General features: G+C 63.9%; 23 protein-coding genes. 17 read left to right on the top strand and 6 right to left on the bottom strand.

Annotated features, from left to right (window positions below):
• Positions 1 to 218 precede the first annotated feature (218 nt).
• Both ACXJ7R_RS09465 and ACXJ7R_RS09460 read left to right on the top strand, forming a co-directional pair.
• Positions 219 to 929, top strand: coding sequence for a helix-turn-helix transcriptional regulator (locus tag ACXJ7R_RS09465; RefSeq protein WP_457151608.1), 711 nt, complete (start codon positions 219 to 221; stop codon positions 927 to 929).
• Entirely contained in the window at positions 926 to 1696 is a 771-nt protein-coding gene (locus ACXJ7R_RS09460) for a LuxR C-terminal-related transcriptional regulator (RefSeq protein WP_457151607.1), read from the top strand. The genes ACXJ7R_RS09465 and ACXJ7R_RS09460 overlap by 4 nt, the downstream gene beginning before the upstream one ends.
• Positions 1697 to 1742: 46 nt before the next feature.
• Here ACXJ7R_RS09460 and ACXJ7R_RS09455 read toward each other — a convergent pair whose 3' ends face one another.
• From ACXJ7R_RS09455 to motA, 6 genes are read right to left on the bottom strand one after another with little or no spacing between them, the layout of a single operon-like run.
• Positions 1743 to 2180 (bottom strand): hypothetical protein, encoded by a 438-nt coding sequence (locus ACXJ7R_RS09455; RefSeq protein WP_457151606.1) that lies wholly within the window; start codon positions 2178 to 2180, stop codon positions 1743 to 1745.
• Positions 2177 to 3259, bottom strand: coding sequence for a flagellar biosynthesis protein FlhB (gene flhB, locus ACXJ7R_RS09450; protein ID WP_095084498.1), 1083 nt, complete (start codon positions 3257 to 3259; stop codon positions 2177 to 2179). The genes ACXJ7R_RS09455 and flhB overlap by 4 nt, the downstream gene beginning before the upstream one ends.
• 9 nt (positions 3260 to 3268) lie before the next feature.
• Positions 3269 to 4279 carry a flagellar motor switch protein FliG gene (locus ACXJ7R_RS09445; RefSeq protein ID WP_457151605.1) on the bottom strand — a complete coding sequence of 337 codons (1011 nt, stop codon included), beginning with the start codon at positions 4277 to 4279 and terminating at the stop codon, positions 3269 to 3271.
• Positions 4280 to 4322: 43 nt separating this feature from the next.
• Positions 4323 to 4709 carry a flagellar motor switch protein FliN gene (gene fliN / locus ACXJ7R_RS09440; protein WP_457151604.1) on the bottom strand — a complete coding sequence of 129 codons (387 nt, stop codon included), beginning with the start codon at positions 4707 to 4709 and terminating at the stop codon, positions 4323 to 4325.
• 17 nt (positions 4710 to 4726) lie between these two features.
• Positions 4727 to 5674 carry a FliM/FliN family flagellar motor switch protein gene (locus ACXJ7R_RS09435; RefSeq protein ID WP_457151603.1) on the bottom strand — a complete coding sequence of 316 codons (948 nt, stop codon included), beginning with the start codon at positions 5672 to 5674 and terminating at the stop codon, positions 4727 to 4729.
• Between the two features lie 32 nt (positions 5675 to 5706).
• The gene (gene motA, locus ACXJ7R_RS09430) at positions 5707 to 6582 is read right to left on the bottom strand and encodes a flagellar motor stator protein MotA (protein ID WP_095084502.1); all 876 of its coding nucleotides are present in this window, start codon (positions 6580 to 6582) and stop codon (positions 5707 to 5709) included.
• A gap of 146 nt (positions 6583 to 6728) precedes the next feature.
• Between motA and ACXJ7R_RS09425 the strand changes: the two genes are divergently transcribed.
• The 15 genes from ACXJ7R_RS09425 to ACXJ7R_RS09355 form a co-directional block, all read left to right on the top strand.
• The gene (locus ACXJ7R_RS09425; protein ID WP_457151602.1) at positions 6729 to 7850 is read left to right on the top strand and encodes a DUF1217 domain-containing protein; all 1122 of its coding nucleotides are present in this window, start codon (positions 6729 to 6731) and stop codon (positions 7848 to 7850) included.
• A 7-nt stretch (positions 7851 to 7857) separates the two neighbouring features.
• Positions 7858 to 8580: a flagellar basal-body rod protein FlgF gene (gene flgF / locus ACXJ7R_RS09420; protein ID WP_457151601.1), complete on the top strand. Its 723-nt coding sequence runs from the start codon at positions 7858 to 7860 to the stop codon at positions 8578 to 8580.
• A 3-nt stretch (positions 8581 to 8583) separates the two neighbouring features.
• Positions 8584 to 10002, top strand: coding sequence for a flagellar protein export ATPase FliI (fliI, locus tag ACXJ7R_RS09415; RefSeq protein ID WP_457151600.1), 1419 nt, complete (start codon positions 8584 to 8586; stop codon positions 10000 to 10002).
• Positions 9983 to 10852 (top strand): hypothetical protein, encoded by an 870-nt coding sequence (locus ACXJ7R_RS09410; RefSeq protein ID WP_457151599.1) that lies wholly within the window; start codon positions 9983 to 9985, stop codon positions 10850 to 10852. The genes fliI and ACXJ7R_RS09410 overlap by 20 nt, the downstream gene beginning before the upstream one ends.
• Before the next feature lie 83 nt (positions 10853 to 10935).
• Positions 10936 to 11316 carry a flagellar basal body rod protein FlgB gene (gene flgB, locus ACXJ7R_RS09405; protein WP_095084506.1) on the top strand — a complete coding sequence of 127 codons (381 nt, stop codon included), beginning with the start codon at positions 10936 to 10938 and terminating at the stop codon, positions 11314 to 11316.
• Positions 11317 to 11318: 2 nt separating this feature from the next.
• Positions 11319 to 11735 carry a flagellar basal body rod protein FlgC gene (gene flgC / locus ACXJ7R_RS09400; protein WP_457151598.1) on the top strand — a complete coding sequence of 139 codons (417 nt, stop codon included), beginning with the start codon at positions 11319 to 11321 and terminating at the stop codon, positions 11733 to 11735.
• Entirely contained in the window at positions 11735 to 12061 is a 327-nt protein-coding gene (locus ACXJ7R_RS09395) for a flagellar hook-basal body complex protein FliE (protein WP_457151597.1), read from the top strand. Before flgC ends, ACXJ7R_RS09395 begins: the two co-directional genes overlap by 1 nt.
• Positions 12062 to 12072: 11 nt before the next feature.
• Positions 12073 to 12861 carry a flagellar basal-body rod protein FlgG gene (gene flgG, locus ACXJ7R_RS09390; RefSeq protein WP_457151596.1) on the top strand — a complete coding sequence of 263 codons (789 nt, stop codon included), beginning with the start codon at positions 12073 to 12075 and terminating at the stop codon, positions 12859 to 12861.
• Between the two features lie 5 nt (positions 12862 to 12866).
• The gene (gene flgA, locus ACXJ7R_RS09385) at positions 12867 to 13403 is read left to right on the top strand and encodes a flagellar basal body P-ring formation chaperone FlgA (RefSeq protein WP_457151595.1); all 537 of its coding nucleotides are present in this window, start codon (positions 12867 to 12869) and stop codon (positions 13401 to 13403) included.
• Positions 13400 to 14641, top strand: coding sequence for a flagellar basal body P-ring protein FlgI (locus ACXJ7R_RS09380; RefSeq protein ID WP_457151594.1), 1242 nt, complete (start codon positions 13400 to 13402; stop codon positions 14639 to 14641). Before flgA ends, ACXJ7R_RS09380 begins: the two co-directional genes overlap by 4 nt.
• A 3-nt stretch (positions 14642 to 14644) precedes the next feature.
• Positions 14645 to 15229, top strand: coding sequence for a MotE family protein (locus ACXJ7R_RS09375; RefSeq protein ID WP_457151593.1), 585 nt, complete (start codon positions 14645 to 14647; stop codon positions 15227 to 15229).
• The gene (gene flgH / locus ACXJ7R_RS09370; RefSeq protein WP_457151592.1) at positions 15226 to 15933 is read left to right on the top strand and encodes a flagellar basal body L-ring protein FlgH; all 708 of its coding nucleotides are present in this window, start codon (positions 15226 to 15228) and stop codon (positions 15931 to 15933) included. The genes ACXJ7R_RS09375 and flgH overlap by 4 nt, the downstream gene beginning before the upstream one ends.
• Before the next feature lie 19 nt (positions 15934 to 15952).
• Complete coding sequence (locus ACXJ7R_RS09365; RefSeq protein ID WP_457151591.1) at positions 15953 to 16447, top strand: flagellar basal body-associated FliL family protein; 495 nt, start codon at positions 15953 to 15955, stop codon at positions 16445 to 16447.
• Positions 16444 to 17175: a flagellar type III secretion system pore protein FliP gene (gene fliP, locus ACXJ7R_RS09360; RefSeq protein WP_457151590.1), complete on the top strand. Its 732-nt coding sequence runs from the start codon at positions 16444 to 16446 to the stop codon at positions 17173 to 17175. The genes ACXJ7R_RS09365 and fliP overlap by 4 nt, the downstream gene beginning before the upstream one ends.
• 233 nt (positions 17176 to 17408) lie before the next feature.
• A partial coding sequence (locus tag ACXJ7R_RS09355) for a flagellin N-terminal helical domain-containing protein (protein ID WP_457151609.1) occupies positions 17409 to 17523 on the top strand: 115 nt, incomplete at its 3' end.

Raw genomic sequence — 17523 nt, 5'->3', positions numbered from 1 at the left:
GCCGGTCCTAGGGGGGCGCGGCAACCACCCAAAGTCTCTTGTTCCGGAGTTTTCCGGCACCAGACGCGGACGGCTTCGCGTTCCCTGAATGGATTCGGATCTGGTTGGCGCAGCCCTGCGCCAAGCGTGTGTCTTCGTCAAAGTAATGCGTATTCAGGTTCGGCGGCTGGCACCCAGCATCCGGACAGCAGAAACGATTCCGGCCAAAAGCAACAAGAATGAGCAGTCCCGCCGCGCTTCTTCAATCCGATACATTGGGCTCGCGCCTGACGTCGCGCGGTGATCTCACAAGCTTTTTCATGCAGCTGACCGCCGAGATCGGCGCCGACAGCTATATGCTGGTTGCCATTGTCCACGACCAGGACCGCAACGATGCTCGCATCGTTTCGTCCAACTGGATTTTCGACGCCATCGAGCTGATCGGCAAGCGGCTGATCGCCGGGCTTGCACAAGGCGCGCTCACCGTTGCGCCCGGCATCCGCCCGAGACCGCTGGTGGCATCGCAAGCGCCCGAGACGAACGGGTTGATCACCGGCGAGGAGGCCCGCCTTCTCGATGTGCTCGGTCATGCCGAGGTCTATTCACTCAAGCTTAATGTCGGCCGCCAGCGCCTGTTCGCTCTGTTCTCGGCAGCGACTGCCGGCAGCATCGACCAGCCGGCGCTGATGAGGGCGCAACYGAAATGCTGCTATGCGCTCTCGCACATCCCGCAGCTGATTGCCGCCGCCGCCATGCAGGATCCGCTGTCGGACCGCGAGCGCGAATGCCTGTTCTGGGTCTCCGAAGGCAAGACCACCGACGAGGTCGCCGTCATCCTTGGCGTCTCCTCCAACACCGTCAACAGCTACATCACCCACGCCATCCAGAAATTCGCGGCCAGCAACCGCGCGATGGCCATCGCCACGGCGATCAGGAGCGGCATCATTTGAAACAGGCCGATATCAAGGAGGCTGCCGAAGCCCTTTTCAACGAGCAGCGCAACCCGTTCGGCGCCTTCTCGCTCGGCTCCGAGACCCATCACGCCGTCACCATTCCAGACGCCGTGCGCCGCTGCCGATGGATCGCTGTCGACATCAACGCCTCGGCCTTCGGCCTGTTCTTCGTCAGCCCGTCGGCCGAACGGGCACGGCTCGTGCCTTGCCTCGATTCCGACTATCCCGGCGTTGCGGTGGCGACCAAGTTCATTTCAGGTGCCAATGGCGAGGAAATCGTGCGCCACACCCGCAACTCGACGGAACCGCGCTGGTGGACCGACGACGGCATCGCCGCCATGGCGGAGACGTTCGGCAATCTCGCCTGGACCGAGCAGATGGCACCGCTGGCGCCTGGCACGAGCGGCATCGCCTTCCCCGTCCATGCCGAGCGTGGGCAATGCGGCCTTGTCGTCTTCCTGGGGTCCGAGATCGTCCTGCCGCAGGACGCGCTCTACGAGATCCATGCCCGCTGCTTTTCGCTGTTTGCCGCTGTCGCCCTCATGCGCCCAAGCGATACCGGCCGCATGCGCGCGATTTCCAAGCGCGAGCTCGAATGCCTGAAGCTGACCGCCAATGGCAACACCAGCGAGGAGATCGCGCGGCTGCTGAAGCTTTCGGTGCACACCGCCAACCAGTACCTGACCCAATCCACCCAGAAGCTCAACGCGGTCAACCGCAACCAGGCGGTGGCCAAGGCGTTGCGGCTGGGGCTTATCGAATAGGGCAAATTCGTGGGTCTTTCAGCCGCAGCTCGGAAGCGGYCGATGTTCAGCGAAAGGCCAGCGGCTCGACCCTGCGGATGCGCGCTTGTTCGATCACCGCCTCGAGCAGGGCCGTGTTGTGCTCAGGGTCTTCGCCCGGCTTCTCGAACGAGACATAGTTGACCACCACGGAAGCACCGTGCTCGCTCAGCGTCAGCTGGAAATAGACGGTGACACCCGGCGGCCTCAGCTCCAGATCGAGCACGATGCGCGGGCTGCCGCTCCAGTCGACATGCGCCTCGCCGCCATGGCCGAGCCGCAGCGTACCCGGCATGAAAAACAGCTCCACCGCCGAATCGACCAGATCCGACAGGCACGCGAAATGCTCCAGCCGGATGAAGGCGATGTAGTCGGCGACATCGATCAGCCGGAGTTCCCCCACCACTTGCTCGATGGCGCTGGCGACGATGATCTCGCGGGAGTTTGCGTGCGGTTGCCGGTTCATGAAATCTGTCTGCGCTCAGCCTTTTTCGAGTAGACGACCCGCACCAGTTCGGCGACGGCCTGATAGAATTGCGACGGGATCACATTATCGACCGAAACTTGCTTGTACATGGAGCGGGCGAGCGCCACGTCCTCGAAGATCGGGATGTTGTGTTCCCGCGCGATCTCGCGGATTTTCAGCGCCACCAGATCCTGCCCCTTGGCCAGTACGATCGGCGCCGAATCTTCGTCGCGCACATATTTCAGCGCAATCGAGAAGTGGGTCGGGTTGGCGATGATCAGCGTCGCGCGCGGCACCGCCGTCATCATCCGTTTGCGCGCCCGGTCGCGCGCCAGCGAGCGCAGCCGCGACTTGACGATCGGGTCACCCTCGGACTGCTTGAACTCGTCCTTGACCTCCTGCTTGCTCATGCGCAGGTCCTGCTTCCAGTGGAAGCGCGACCAGACGATGTCGACCGCCGCGATCAGCCCCATGACGAAAACGATCGCCACCAGGATGTCGACGGCGATGCCACGGATGACGAGGCCGAACGCAACCGGATTGGTAATCATGCCGGCGAGCAGCTTACGGTGGTCTTCCGACAGCGTGAAGCTCAGCACGACGATGGCGAAACCGACCTTGCCGAGAGACTTCAGGAACTCGACCCAACCCTGAATGCCGAACAGCCTGTTCCAGCCCTTGGCAATCGAGATGCGCGAGAGTTGCGGCCGGATCCGCTCGCCGACGAATTGCGGCATGTTCTGGAACACCGAGGCGCCGACACCGGCAACGCTCAACAGCACCAGCAGGCTGACGATGGCGCGGCCCACCTCCAGGAGGACGATCTTGTAGAGTGCGATGACGTCGGTCTCGGTGTCCATCGGCCAGGCTTCCGGCTTCTCCAGGAACATCGACAGAAACATGCCGAGATCGATGATGGCGTCCTTGGCGTAGAAGACGGTGAACACCAGTATGGCGACGAAGGATGCCAGCAGCGCCGTCTCCCGCGAATGGGGCAGCTTGCCCTGTTCGATGGTGTCGCGGATCTTCTTTTCCGTCGCCTCTTCGGTTTTAGAATCCTTGTCGACCGCGTCAGCCATGTCGCGGTCTTAGGCGGCGTTCTGGGTCGAGGGAAGTTCGAAGGCGCCTTCGCGCGACAGCCGGATCGTCGTTGACACGATCGACTTGCGCGCTGCCATGATGTCGGCAAGGGCAACGCCCTCCGACCCTTGTCCGAGCTCGGCTTCGATCATGCGCCGCGACCGCGCGCCGATCGCCGACAGCGCCGCCTCGGCAAGCGCGGCCGAAGTGCCGCGCAAGGCCAGCGTGACCAGTTCGGTCGACAGCCCGTCGAACAGCAGCACCCGCGCTTTCTGGGTCAGCAGCGGCAAATCGTCGAAGGCGAACAGGCGAGCGCGGACGCCGTCGAGATCGGGCGTGCCGGCGGCCTCCAGGTCCTGCATGACCTCCTCGAGCAGCGGCTTGTCCAGTTCGTTGAGAACACTGGCGACGCGCGCCTGCCCGGCCGAAGTGTCCTTGGTCGAGGTTTCCGTCAGCACGCTGCTGCGCAGCCGGTTTTCGACGATCCTGGTGGCAGCGTCCGGAACATTAGCCATCGTCACCATGCGCTTGATGATTTCGCCGCGCGTCGGCTTGGTTAGCGTCAGGAGCACGCTCGCCGCCGCTTGCGGCGCCAGCTTCGACAGCACCATGGCCGCGGTCTGCGGATGTTCGCCGGCCAGGAAGGCGCCAAGCCGCGCCGGTTCGAGCTTTTCGAGCTCGGGCCAGATCGGCAGCGGGGCTTCCGGCGCGACCTCGAATTTCTTGTCGCCCATGATCGCGCTCATCTCTTCGGGCGAGAGCGATTCATTGAGGATTGTGTCCATCCTGTCGGCCGAATCGAGCAGTCCCGCCCCTTCGGTGAACTCGGCCTCGAACTCGGCGACGATGCGCTCTAGATCGCTTTGCGGAATGGTCCGCAGCAGCCGGGCGCCCTCGATCAGCGCCTTCAATTCTTCCTGCTTGAAGAATTTCAAGAGACGGCTGGCCGACGGTTTGCCCATCGCCACCAGTATGGCGGCCGCCTTCTGCGCTCGGGTCAAGGTCACCGGCGTCGTCATGCCTCTCGCCTCCGCTGCCACCGGCAAGCCCCGCAATCCATGTCTAGGCGCCCTTCGTGCCGGCGATGATTTCGGTCAGCCTGATGCCGAAGCGCGACGGATCGCTTTCCAGCACGGTGATCTCGCCGCGTGCGATCTTGCGGCCGTTGACCACGACGTCGACAGGTTCGCCGATGCGCCGGTTGAGCCCCACCGTCGAACCTTTCTGCAGCGCCATCAGGTCGGAGACCGGCATCTCGGTGCTGCCGAGGATGATCTGGACATCGACGGGGATGTTCATGATGACGCTTGAATTGGCTGATGAAGCGGCTCTGAACGCCGCGTCCGGGCGCTGTTCCTCTTCATGCAGGACCCCGCGCAATTCTTCGATGGCGCGGTCGAGCTGCTCGTCGGGCTGGTCGAGGTCGGCTTCCGCCTTGGTCTGGGCCATGAATCGTCTCCAAATGCTCAGGCGCGTCCGGCGGCAGCCGGCATCAGCCCGTCGATAAAATCCTGCCCGGCATCGTAGGGATGCCTGATTCGGACGGTGTAATTCTGACCCAGTTTGCCGAACTCGCATACGAACAGGGTCTTGCCGCGCGCGCTGAGACGCGCCTGCGACTGTGCCGTTTCCTCGAATTCGATGACCTGGCCGATTTCGAAATCGGCAAGGTCGCCGAGTGTCAGTCGTGCAAGCGGCATGGTGGCCTCTAGTGCCACCGTCGATCGCATCACTTCTTCCGAAAAGCGCGCGCGCCAGCTGGCGCTGTGATCGTCCTGGCTGACACCGGCGGCGCTATCGCGGCTGGCCAGCACGATACGCTGCGGCATCGTCACCGTGACGGTGCCGCTATCGGCCGGCGTCGAGATGCCAAAGACGATGCGGACTGCAGCGCCGTCGCGCAGCACGTGCCGTTTTGCTTCGGTGCCCGACATCGCCCGCGACACGGGCAGGCGCAGATCGAGCGAGCGCCGTCCGGATCCGTTCAGGGCCTGTGCGACCTGCTGGAACACCATGGTCGAGACATCGACCTCGATCTGCGACAGATCGCGCTCGATAGGCGATGCCGGCATCTCCGGGTCACCGCCGAACAGCGTAGAAACCGTGATTGCGATCGCCGGCGCATCGATCACCACGGTCATGGCATCGGACGACGTGGCTGATGCGACGATGGTCATGGCAAACGTATCGCCGGCATGCGAGCGCGCTTCCGCGACGCGGCTGATCTCGACGGTCCTGAGATCGACGGTGACCGGCACGCCAAGCTCACTGGTCAGGCTCTTCTGCAGCAGCGGCGCGGCGCGCTCGGCCATGCCCCGGCCGGTGCCGATGACCTGGGCGGCCTCGCCGCTGTCGCCGACCAGGCGCTCGATAATCAGCGAGCGGGCTTCCGAGGGGCTTCCCGGGCTTGTCATGACAATGCTGGGACCGATCTCTGGCGCATCGTTCAGGCAGCCTTCTTCTCGGCGGTGCCGGTGTTCATCGTGCTCTGCTCGACGGCGTCGATCGTTGGCCGCTCATAGGACGAGATGGTCTTGCGGCCAAACTCGATCGCCACCTGCGGCAGTGCGCCGTTCATGTAGGCCAGCAGCGTCTGCTTGACGATGATGTAGAGGCGGTTGTTCTTCTCGCGCACGGTCTTGATCTTGGTGGCGACCGGCCCGACCACCGCATAGGAAAGGAAGATGCCGAGGAAGGTGCCAACCAGGGCCGCGCCAATCAGGCCGCCGAGGATCTCAGGCGACTGGTCGAGCGCGCCCATCGCCTTGACCACGCCAAGCACGGCGGCGACGATGCCGAGCGCGGGCAGGCCGTCGCCGACCGCCACCATCGCGTGATAAGCCTTCATCTTGTCGGACTTGATGGTCTGGATTTCCTCGTCCATCAGCGCCTCGATCTCGTGCGAGCGGGCATTGCCGATGATGATGATGCGGCAGTAATCGCAGATGAAATTCATCAAATCGTGGTTCTTGAGCACGGTCGGAAAGGCCTGGAAGATCGCCGATTCCTCCGGATTGTCGATATGCGCCTCGACCTCGCTGCGCGATTTTGAGCGCAGCTCGCGCATCAGGCTGTGCAGCACGCCGAGCGTTTCGAGGTAGTTCTGTTCCTTCGGCACCGCCTGCTTGAACGCCTCGAGGATGGCCTTGCCGGTATCCTTGACCGTCTTCATCGGATTGGCGACCAGAAACGTGCCGAACGCGGCGCCACAGATGACCACGGCTTCCCACGGCTGGACCAGCACATGAAGATGGCCGCCCATGGCCATGAAGCCGCCAAGCACGCAGCCGAGCGTTACCACCAGTCCAATCAGAATGCCCACAACAGGTCCTTCCGCATTTCACATCGGAAGCAAGGGATAGCCCTCGTGCCTTGTGTGAGGCTTGAATCGAAGCCGCGGATCCGATTCAGTTTCGCGCAAGGAAGTGGGGGTATTGTGCCGGCATAGCTTCGGCCGGAGGCACGTCTTTGCTTAATACCTTTACCAGCTACCAGCTCATCACCAAGGACATCTCGAAGTCGCTCGACAGGATCGAGCAGCAGCCCGTCGTTGACCGCGATACCAAATATTATCTCGCCAACATCACCAAGGTGAAATCGATCGACGATTTCGTCAAAAATGACCGGTTGTTCAAATATGCCATGAAGGCCTACGGCCTCGAGAACATGGACTACGCCAAGGCCTTCATGGTCAAGGCGTTGAAGGAAGGCGTCTCCGATCCCAACAGCTTTGCCAACAAGTTGACCGACAAGCGCTACGCCGAGTTCGTCAGCGCCTTCAACTTCGCCGCCAACGGCGCCGATGCGACCATCTACAACAAGACGCAGCAGATGGTGACCAAGAACTACGCCACGCAGGCGGCAATCGCCGGCCTCGATCCGAACTCCGACTATGTGAAGGGCGAGACGACATATTATCTCGCCAACATCACCAAGGTGAAGTCGATCGACGATCTGATGTCGAACAACCGGCTCTACACCTACGCCCTCGCGTCATTCGGCCTCGACGCGGCGACGCAGGACAAGGATCTCATCAAGCGGGTTCTGCAGGGCGGCGTCCGCGACCCCGACAGCGTCGCCAACAAGATGACGGACAAGACCTACGCAGCACTCGCCTCGGCTTTCAATTTCGAAGCCAATGGCGCGAGCGCCACCACCATCGTTTCGGCGCAGCAGCCGACCGTCGACAAGTACATGCGCCAGACGCTCGAAGAGGATGCCGGCAACACCAACCAGGGCGTACGGCTGGCGCTCTATTTCGATCGCAAGGCACCGACCATCACCAGTTGGTACGACGTGCTGGCCGACACTGCCCTTGCCAGCGTCGTGCGCACCGCGCTCGGGCTGCCCGATTCCTTCGCCACCGCCAACATCGACAAGCAGGCGCAGCTGTTCGAGCAGAAACTCGACATCTCGGATTTCACCGATCCCGAGAAGCTCGGCAAGTTCCTGACCCGCTTCACCAGCATGTACGAGATAAACAACCCGACCTCATCGGCGGTCAGCTCGGCCAGCGTGCTGTTTGCCCAGCCGATCACGGTCGGCATCTCCACCGACCTGATGATGGCCATGCAGAAATTGAGGTTCTGAGACCATCATGCGGGACAGCCTGTACGTCGCCCTTTCCTCACAGATCGCGCTCGAGCGCCGCCTCGACACGATCGCCGACAACGTCGCCAACGCCTCGACGGTCGGCTTTCGCGCTACCGGCGTGAAATTCGAGGATGTCGTCTCCGGCACCGGGCCGAAGTCGGTATCCTTCGCGTCTTCGGGCAAGACCTATCTTTCCGGCGCGCACGGCGCCTTGACCGAGACCGGAAATCCGTTCGATTTCGCCGTCCAGGGCGATGCCTGGTTCGCCATCGATACGCCGGTCGGCACCGTCATGACCCGCGACGGGCGCTTTTCGATGAATGAGAATGGCGAACTGATGTCGATCGAGGGCCACCCGGTGCTCGACGCCGGCGGTACCCCGATCCAGCTCGACCCCCGCAACGGTCCGCCCAAGGCCGGGGCCGACGGTTCGCTGCGCCAGAACGATCAGCTTGTCGGCTCCATCGGCCTCTACAATTTCGATCCCGGCGAGAATTTCGTCCGCTACGGCAATTCCGGGATCATTCCGGCGCGCACGCCGGAGCCGGTCACCGATCGCTCCGATACCGGCATCGCCCAGGGTTTTCTCGAAGAATCCAACGTCAATCCGGTGCTGGAGATCACCCGGCTGATCCAGGTGCAGCGCGCGTTCGAAAACACCGCGGCCCTGATGCGGCAGACCGACTCCTCCACCGACGAGGCGATCAAGACGCTCGGCTCGAAATAGTCCATGTCGCTCGACCAGCCATCCCTGCGCGCACCCGAAAGACAGCTCCAGCCGGCTCCCGAAGACCGGCTTGCCGCGCTGGAACGGGTATGGCGACGTTTCGCCGGCACCGAAGCGCTGCTCAAGCGCGGCGGCCGCGTCGTCGAAGTGACGTCCACGCACTACAAGGTGCGCGGCCTTTCCGACTTCGCCAGGCTGGGCGACATTGTCGAACAGCGCGGCCATGCCGGCGCACGCCGTGGCGAGATCGTCAAGATCAGCCGTGACGAGGTCGTCGTGGCACCCTTCGAACGCAGCGCCGATGCCGGCATCGGGGATGCCGTGTTCCGCCGCGGCCCGCTCGCGGTGGCGCCGCATGCCTCGTGGCGCGGCCGCACCATCGACGCGCTCACCAGGGCGATCGATGCCGGCCCCTCACTGGTCAGGGGTGACGACACGCCGAGCGGCGCCCGGACCACGCCCGGCGCCATGGCCCGGCAGCGCGTCGGCACCGCCTTCATGACCGGCGTCAAGGTCATCGACATCTTCACGCCGCTTTGTTTCGGCCAGCGCCTCGGCATCTTCGCCGGCTCCGGCGTCGGCAAGTCGACGCTGCTCGCCATGCTTGCCGGCGCCGACGCCTTCGATACCGTCGTCGTGGCGCTGATCGGCGAACGCGGCCGCGAAGTCCGTGAATTCCTCGAGGATACGATCGGCGACAGCATGGACAAGACCGTCGCCGTCGTCGCCACCAGCGACGAGAGCGCCATGATGCGCCGGCGTGCGCCCGACACCGCCATGCGCGTCGCCGAGCATTTTCGCGACCAGGGCCACCGCGTGCTTCTGGTGCTGGATTCGATCACCCGCTTCGCCCATGCCTTGCGCGAGGTGGCGACGGGAACCGGCGAGCCGCCGGTCGCCCGCGGCTATCCCGCTTCAGTGTTCACCGAACTGCCCAAGCTGCTCGAGCGCGCCGGACCGGGCGCCGAAGGCCCCGGGGTTGAAGGCAGGGGATCGATCACCGCCATCATTTCCGTGCTGGTCGACGGCGACGACCACAACGACCCGGTCGCCGACTCCGTGCGTGGCATCCTTGACGGCCATGTCGTGCTCGACCGTGCGATCGCCGAACAGGGCCGCTATCCGCCGGTCAATCCGCTGTCGTCCATATCGCGTCTTGCCGGCAAGGCCTGGAGCGCCGAACAGCGCGCGCTGGTGACGAGGCTGAAGTCGATGATCGCCCGCTTCGAGGACACGCGCGACATCCGTTTGCTGGGCGCCTATCAGGGCGGCGTCGACGCCGAGCTCGATATTGCCGTGCGCCAGGTGCCGCTGATCTACGAGGCGCTGACGCAATCGCCCAAGGACCGTCCGTCCGCCGAACCGTTCTCCGATCTCGCCCGTCACCTCAAGGGTAAGCTGAATGCCGATGCAGGAGACTGAACGCCAGTACACCGAGCGTATCCTGCGCGAGATGATCGCGGAGGCCAACGCTGCGGAACAAGCCAGGGCTGACGAAGCCAGATTTGCCAAGGCAAAGGCTGCCCGCGCCATAGCTGCGAAAGCCGAGGCTGTTCTAGCCCGGGCCGCCAAGCCAATCCTGCCCAGGGCCGCCAAGCCAATCCTGCCGAGGGCTGCCAAAGCCGAGCCTGTTCGGTCCAAGGCTGCTGAGCTCGCTCTGCCCAGGGATCCCCAGGCGGAGGCTGGCGAGATGACCCAAGCCAGCCGCGAGTCGCTGATCGACGGCCTGTTCCCCCGCACCGAATGGCCACAGCCGCCAAAGGCACAGTTTCCCAGGCTGAAAAAACAGTCCGACCGCCGCAGCGATTTCGTTGTTGCCGCGCTCGGCCTCACACTAGGGCTGATCTGCGCCCTGTTTCCTTGGTACATCTTCTTCAACCAGGAACAGTTTGGCGTCCAGGCGATCAAGTTCGGCGGCACCGGCACCAATTCGGGGCGGGCGGGCGGCGGCGTGGTCGCCGAACGCAGCGCGCCGCTGACGGTAAAGGACGTTCCTGCGGCCAATCTCGATCTGTTTGCCACGGGAACGGTGCAGGACGACGCCAATCCCGCGCCTGCGCCCGACGAGCAACCCTTCCCGGCCGACGCCGCGAAATTCCGCATGGTTCATGTCGCCAACGGCCGCGCCATGATCGAGGACGATGCCGGACTATGGATGGTCCAGCGGGGCTCGATATTGCCCGACTCCAGCCAAGTGTCTTCCATCGAGCAGCGCAACGGCAAATGGGTCATGGTCACCAGCACCGACCAGGTGATCGAACTCTCCAGGTAACGCCCCGTCTCGCGCGTCCGGTCATCCGCAAGGTCCGCGCAAGACTGGCGGCCTAGTCTTCGGGAACCCGCCCGGAGATTCCCATGGAGCCCGTTTCCCTTTTCGACCTCGCCGCCAAGCAAGCGCAATGGCTTGCCGTGCGCCAGTCCGCTATTGCCGGCAACATCGCCAACGCCAACACGCCGGGCTACACGGCAAACGATGTCGAGCCGTTCGAAAAAGTGCTCGACCGCACCGCGGTGTCGCTGCAGGCCACGCAGGCCGGCCATCTCGGCAACGCCGCGACCAATGCCGGCTTCACCGTCAAGCCGCAGGAAGATGACGGCGTTGTCATGCCGTCCAAAAACTCGGTCGTGCTGGAAGATCAGCTGATGAAGGCCGGCGAAGTGCGCCGCTCCTTCGAGCTCAACACGGCGATCGTCAAGGCGTTCCATTCGATGATGATGATGGCGGTGAAGAGCTGACCATGGACGCGCTGATCTCAGCCCTAAAAGTCGCAGCGTCCGGCCTCGGCGCCCAATCGGAGCGCTTGCGTGTGGTTTCGGAAAACCTGGCCAACGCCCAGTCGACCGGCACAACGCCAGGGTCCGATCCCTATCGCCGCAAGACCATCAGCTTCGTCTCCGAGCTCGACCGGACCTCCGGCAGCTCGACTGTCCAAGTCAACTCGATCGATCGCGATCCCAGTGACTTTCCCGTCGAGTTCCAACCCGGCAACGAGGCCGCCGACGACAAGGGTTATGTCAAGATGCCCAACGTCAACGTGCTGATCGAAATGGCCGACATGACCGAGGCCAACCGTTCCTACGAAGCCAATCTCCAGGTCGTCAAGCAGGCGCGCGACTTGATTTCCATGACCATCGACCTGATGAGGAACCAGTAATGATCAGCGGCATCGGAGCCCTTCAGTTCAAGTCCTCGGTCGGTGGCGACGACGCGGTGACAAGCCTGCTCCAGGGCGGCGCGCCCCCCTCGGCCGGCGGCAATATCGGCACCTCCTTCGCCGAGGCGCTGAGCCAGGCGGCCTCCAAGACCGTCAGCACGATGGCGAATGCCGAGCAGGTATCGGTGCAGGCGCTCAAGGGCGACGCCGACACCCGTCAGGTGGTCGACGCCGTGATGAGCGCGCAGCAGGCGCTGCAGACCGCCGTCGCCATCCGCGACAAGGTGGTTTCCGCCTATCTCGAAGTCAGTCGAATGGGCATCTGAGGAACTCCGCCATGAAAGCACTCGCCATCGCCGCCACTGGCATGAATGCCCAGCAGACAAACCTGGAAGTCATCGCCAACAACATCGCCAACATCAACACCACCGGCTACAAGCGTGCACGCGCCGAATTCTCCGACCTGCTGTACCAGGTCGACCGCACGCAGGGCGTGCCCAACCGCTCCAATACCTCGCTGGTGCCGGAGGGCGTCTCGATCGGCCTCGGCGTCAAGACGACGGCCGTGCGCAACGTCCACACCCAGGGCGAACTGACCAGCACCGGCAACAGTTTCGACCTGGCGCTGACCGGCAGGGGCTGGTTCCAGATCGAAGGCGCCGACGGCGGTACGCTCTACAGCCGCGCCGGCGCCCTCAACACCAACGCCACCGGACAGCTGGTGACGGTGGACGGTGCCAGTGTCATTCCGGCAATCACCGTTCCCACCGACGCCGTTGAGGTCATCGTCAACAAGACCGGCCAGGTCTTCGCCCGCATCGATGGCCAGGCTGACCTGCAGAACCYCGGCCAGATCCAGATCGCCAATTTCGCCAACGAGGCGGGTCTCGCCCCGCTCGGCGACAATCTGTTCCAGGAAACCACGGCTTCCGGGCCGGCGAATGTCGGCGTGCCGGGCGATCCCGGCTTTGCCACCATCCAGCAGGGCTATCTCGAGGCCTCCAACGTCGACCCGGTCAAGGAAATCAYCGAGCTGATCTCGGCGCAGCGCGCCTATGARATGAACTCCAAGGTCATCCAGGCCGCCGACGACATGGCCTCGGTCGTTTCCAAGAACATCAGGTAGGGATGATGGCCATGCCGATCTCCTGCTCCGCATTCCGCCGCACCGCGCTTGTCCTTGCGCTGGTGGCCGGCTGCATGCCGGCTTTCGCCCAGGAATCGGCAGATCAATCGGCGGACCAGTCGGCCACTCAGATCGCCAGCAACCAACCTGCCGGCGAGGTTGTGTTGATCCCCAACCGGGTTATTTATCCCGGCGAGACCATCGAGCTTGGCGCGCTCAAGCGTGTGACCCTGATCGCCGGCAAGCACAAGCCGGACGCGGTCGCCACCCGGGCCGAGGAACTCGACGGCAAGGTCGCCAAGCGCACGCTTCTTCCCGGCCGCTACATCCCCTCCGCCGCCGTCCGTGAGGCCTGGCTGGTCGAACAGGGTGCGTCCGTGCAGGTCTTCTTCATCGCCGGCGGATTGACGATCTCGGCCACCGCGGTGACGTTGCAGCCGGGTTCCGCCRGCGACCTTGTCAAGGTCCGCAACGTCGACAGCGGCAAGATCCTGTCCGGCACGGTGATGGCGGATGGGACCATCCAGGTCAGCGCTTCATGACGCGCGGACTTGCTCTGATCCTCGCAGCCGTGCTCGGCCTGCAGCCGGCGCTGGCCGACGGCCTGACGCCCAAGGCCAAGCGCGAGCTCGCCGCCAAGAATGGCGGCGTCTACGACGATCCCGAATACAATCCGGCCACCACCAGCCGCATGTTCCGGGTTTCGTCGGGGCCGAGTTCGCTGCCGCCGGGCCAGGTCGCCTCGCGCATCAAGGACATCGCCCAGCTGCAGAGTTCGCGCGACAACCAACTGGTCGGCTACGGCCTGGTCATCGGGCTTGCCGGGTCGGGCGACAGCCTGCGCAACTCGCCGTTCACCGAACAATCGATCCGCGCCATGCTCGAAAATCTCGGCATCGCCACCGAAGGCGGCAGCGCACGCGCCAAGAATGTCGCCGCCGTCATCGTCACCGCCAACATGCCGCCCTACGTGCAGTCCGGCGCCCGCATCGACATCGACGTCTCCTCGATGGGCGATGCCACCTCGCTCGCCGGCGGCACGCTGATCATGACGCCTTTGAAGGCGGCTGACGGCGAGATCTATGCCGTCGGCCAGGGCTCGGTCATCGTTTCCGGCTTCACCGCCAAGGGACAGGCCGAGCAGCTGACGCAAGGCGTGCCGACTTCCGGCCGTGTGCCGAACGGCGCCATCGTCGAGCGCGCGGTCCAGGCCGAGTTCGACGATCAGGCGACGCTGACCCTGCAATTGCGCAACCCCGACTTCTCGACCGCCATTCGCATCGCCGACGCCATCAACGACTACACCAGCCAGCGCTTCGGCGCGCGGGTTGCGGCCGAGCGCGATTCCCGCACCGTGCAGATCAGGAGGCCGAAGGGTGTTTCGGCGGCCCGCTTCTATGCCGAGATCGAAAACCTGGTGGTCGAATCCGACACGCCGGCCCGCGTCGTCATCGACGAGCGCACCGGCACCATCGTCATCGGCAACGACGTCAAGATCTCGCGGGTTGCCATCAGCCACGGCACGCTCACCGTGCGCATCACCGAAGCGCCRCGCATCGTCCAGCCCGAGCCTTTCTCCAGGGGCGAGACGGCCGTCGAGCCGTTCACCGCGATCGACGCCAGCCGGCCCGATGCCCGCGTCGCCGTGCTTGACGGACCCGATCTCGAAACGCTCGTTTCCGGCCTCAACCGTCTCGGCGTCAAGCCGGACGGAATCATTGCCATTCTGCAGGGCATCAAGTCGGCCGGCGCCCTGCAGGCCGACCTGGTTCTGCAATAGGCGATGCCGATGACGCGCTCCCTCTCACGCCAAGAAAGACGCCGCGCCGCCGCAATCCTGTTCGCGGCCAGTGTTGTCGCCATGTCCTTAGTCGCCAGCACGGCGCGCGGCGAAGAAAAGGTTCGCCAGGTCCTGCCGGGCGCGCCGGCGGCCGAGACACCGCAGCATTTGACGCGGGAAAAGGCGCCGGATCAAAGTGAGATCGAGCGCTTCTGCTCCAACATCGCCGACGCCGCCCGCGACCGCCGCTATGCCTTGCAGGCGGAAGAGATGAAGCAGCTGCAGGCCGGCATCGACCAGCGCATGAAGGCGCTGGAGGAGAAGCGGGCCGAATACGAGACCTGGCTGAAGCGGCGCGAGGTTTTCCTGGCCCGGGCCGAAGACGGCGTCGTCCAGATCTATGCCGGCATGAAGCCCGACGCCGCCGCCGAGCGGCTGGCCATCGTCAACGCCGACCTGGCGGCGGCCATACTGATGAAGCTCGATTCACGCAAGGCGAGCGTCATCCTCAACGAAATGGACCAGAAGGCGGCGGCGACGCTCACCGGCATCATGGCCAGCGCAGCCCGAAGGGTAGATCCGTCATGATCCGCAAGATGCTCGTCGTATGCGCGGTCGCCGGGCTGTCCGGTTGCGGGACCAACCTGAAGGAGGTCGGCAAGGAGCCGGCTTTGTCCCCGGTCGGCTCCGGCATCGATGGCGGCAACACCTCGTCCCTATATCGTTATCCGCAAACGCCGCCGACGCCGGTCAAGAAATTCTCCTTGTGGGATGACCGCCAGAGCCGGCTGTTCACCGACCCGCGGGCGCTGTCGCAGGGCGACATCCTGACCGTCAAGATCAAGATCAACGACAGGGCCAACTTCAAGAACCAGAACGACAGGAGCCGCACCGCCAACCGCAAGCTCGGCTACGACCTCAGCGCGCAATGGGACAAGTGGAGCACAGCCGGCAAGGGCGCCGGCGCTCTCACCTCCACCACGGACACGACGGCCGACGGCGAGATCAAGCGCTCGGAAACGCTTGAACTCAATGTCGCGGCCATCGTCACCGATGTCCTGCCGAACGGCAATTTGATGATCACGGGATCGCAGGAAGTGCGCGTCAACGCCGAGCTCAGGGTGTTGACCCTCGCCGGTATCGTGCGGCCGGCCGATATCGGCGCCGAGAACACCATTCCCTACGAACGCATCGCCGAAGCCCGCATCTCCTACGGCGGGCGCGGCCGCATCACCGAGGTCCAGCAACCTGCCTACGGCCAGCAGATTCTCGACCAGGTCCTTCCGTTCTAGGATTGGGGAACACGGCACCGTGGCAAACGTCGAACAGGTCCAGCCGCGCAAGGGTCCCTCCTTTGCCATCCAGGCCGTCATGCTGCTGGTTGTGACCGCGGCCGCCATCGGCATGGGCTGGATGTCCGGCGGCTATCTCAAGGGCGTCGGGGCACCGGCGTCGGTGCCGGTCGCGCCCGAGAACGAAGGCAAGACCGCACAGCCCGCCGGGGCCGGTGAGCCAGGCGTGGGGCCGATGCTCGTCGTGCTCGCGCCGATCACCACCAACATCGCCTCGCCTGCCGATACCTGGATCAGAATGGAAGCGTCTGTCGTCTATGACGGGCCGCAGCCCCAGTCCATGACGGATGACATCCACCAGGACCTTCTGGCCCTGGTGCGCACCTTGAAGATGCATCAGATCGAGGGTGCCAGCGGTTACCAGCACCTGAAGGCAGATCTTGAGGAACGCGCCTCGATCCGCAGCCAGGGTCACGCCAAGCAGATTCTTATCAGGACATTGCTGCTCGAATGAGAAAGTTCCTTCTCGCCACGGCGATGGTCGCCGCCGCCACCTCCGTCGCGGCGGCGCAGCAACTCGATCTCGGCGGCATCGGCAAGGCCGATGGCACCACCGTCGGCTACATCATCCAGATGTTCGGCCTGCTTACGGTGCTGTCGGTGGCGCCCGGCTTGCTGATCATGGTGACGAGCTTCACCCGTTTCGTCATCGCCTTCTCGATCCTGCGCGCCGGCATCGGCCTGCAGTCGACGCCCGCCAACCTCATTCTCATTTCACTGTCGCTGTTCATGACCTTCTATGTCATGGCGCCGACCTTCGATCAGGCCTGGAACACCGGCGTCAAGCCGCTGATGGACAACCAGATCACCCAGACAGTAGCCTTCGACAAGATTTCGGATCCATTCCGCACCTTCATGCTGCGCAATGTGCGCGACAAGGATTTCGACCTCTTCGCAGATCTCGCCCGCGAGCGCGGCCAGACCGTTTCGCGCGACACCGTCGACCTGCGCATCCTGGTGCCCGCCTTCATGATCTCGGAAATCCGGCGCGGCTTCGAGATCGGCTTCCTGATCGTGCTGCCATTCCTGGTCATCGACCTGATCGTCGCCACCATCACCATGGCGATGGGCATGATGATGCTGCCGCCGACGGTGGTGTCGCTGCCGTTCAAGATCCTGTTCTTCGTCCTGATCGACGGCTGGAATCTGCTTGTCGGCAGCCTTGTGCGCTCCTTCAACTGAGCGCTGGCAACTGATCCCTGGCGGCTGGTCGCCATCGCGCGTCTCCAGCGCAGAATTCAAGCAATATATTTTCGATTAACCGTCCGGTTTAGCCCTTTGGTAGGGACTTGCCCGCATATTCGCTCGCAGATGGCGGGTGATCGATTTCGAAGATCATTGGCATGATGCCGCACCGTCATACCGGGAGGCCCGGTATGTCAAAAAAACACCTGTAAAATCAAGGTACGAGTACCATGTCCAGCATCATGACGAACTCCGCCGCGTTGACGGCCCTGCAGAGCCTTAACGCCACCAGCAAATCCCTCCAGGACACCCAGGCGCGCATCTCGACCGGTTACCGCGTTTCGC

The sequence above is a fragment of the Mesorhizobium sp. P5_C1 genome (genome assembly GCF_054049815.1).
This window is presented reverse-complemented; position numbering and strand designations above follow the sequence as displayed.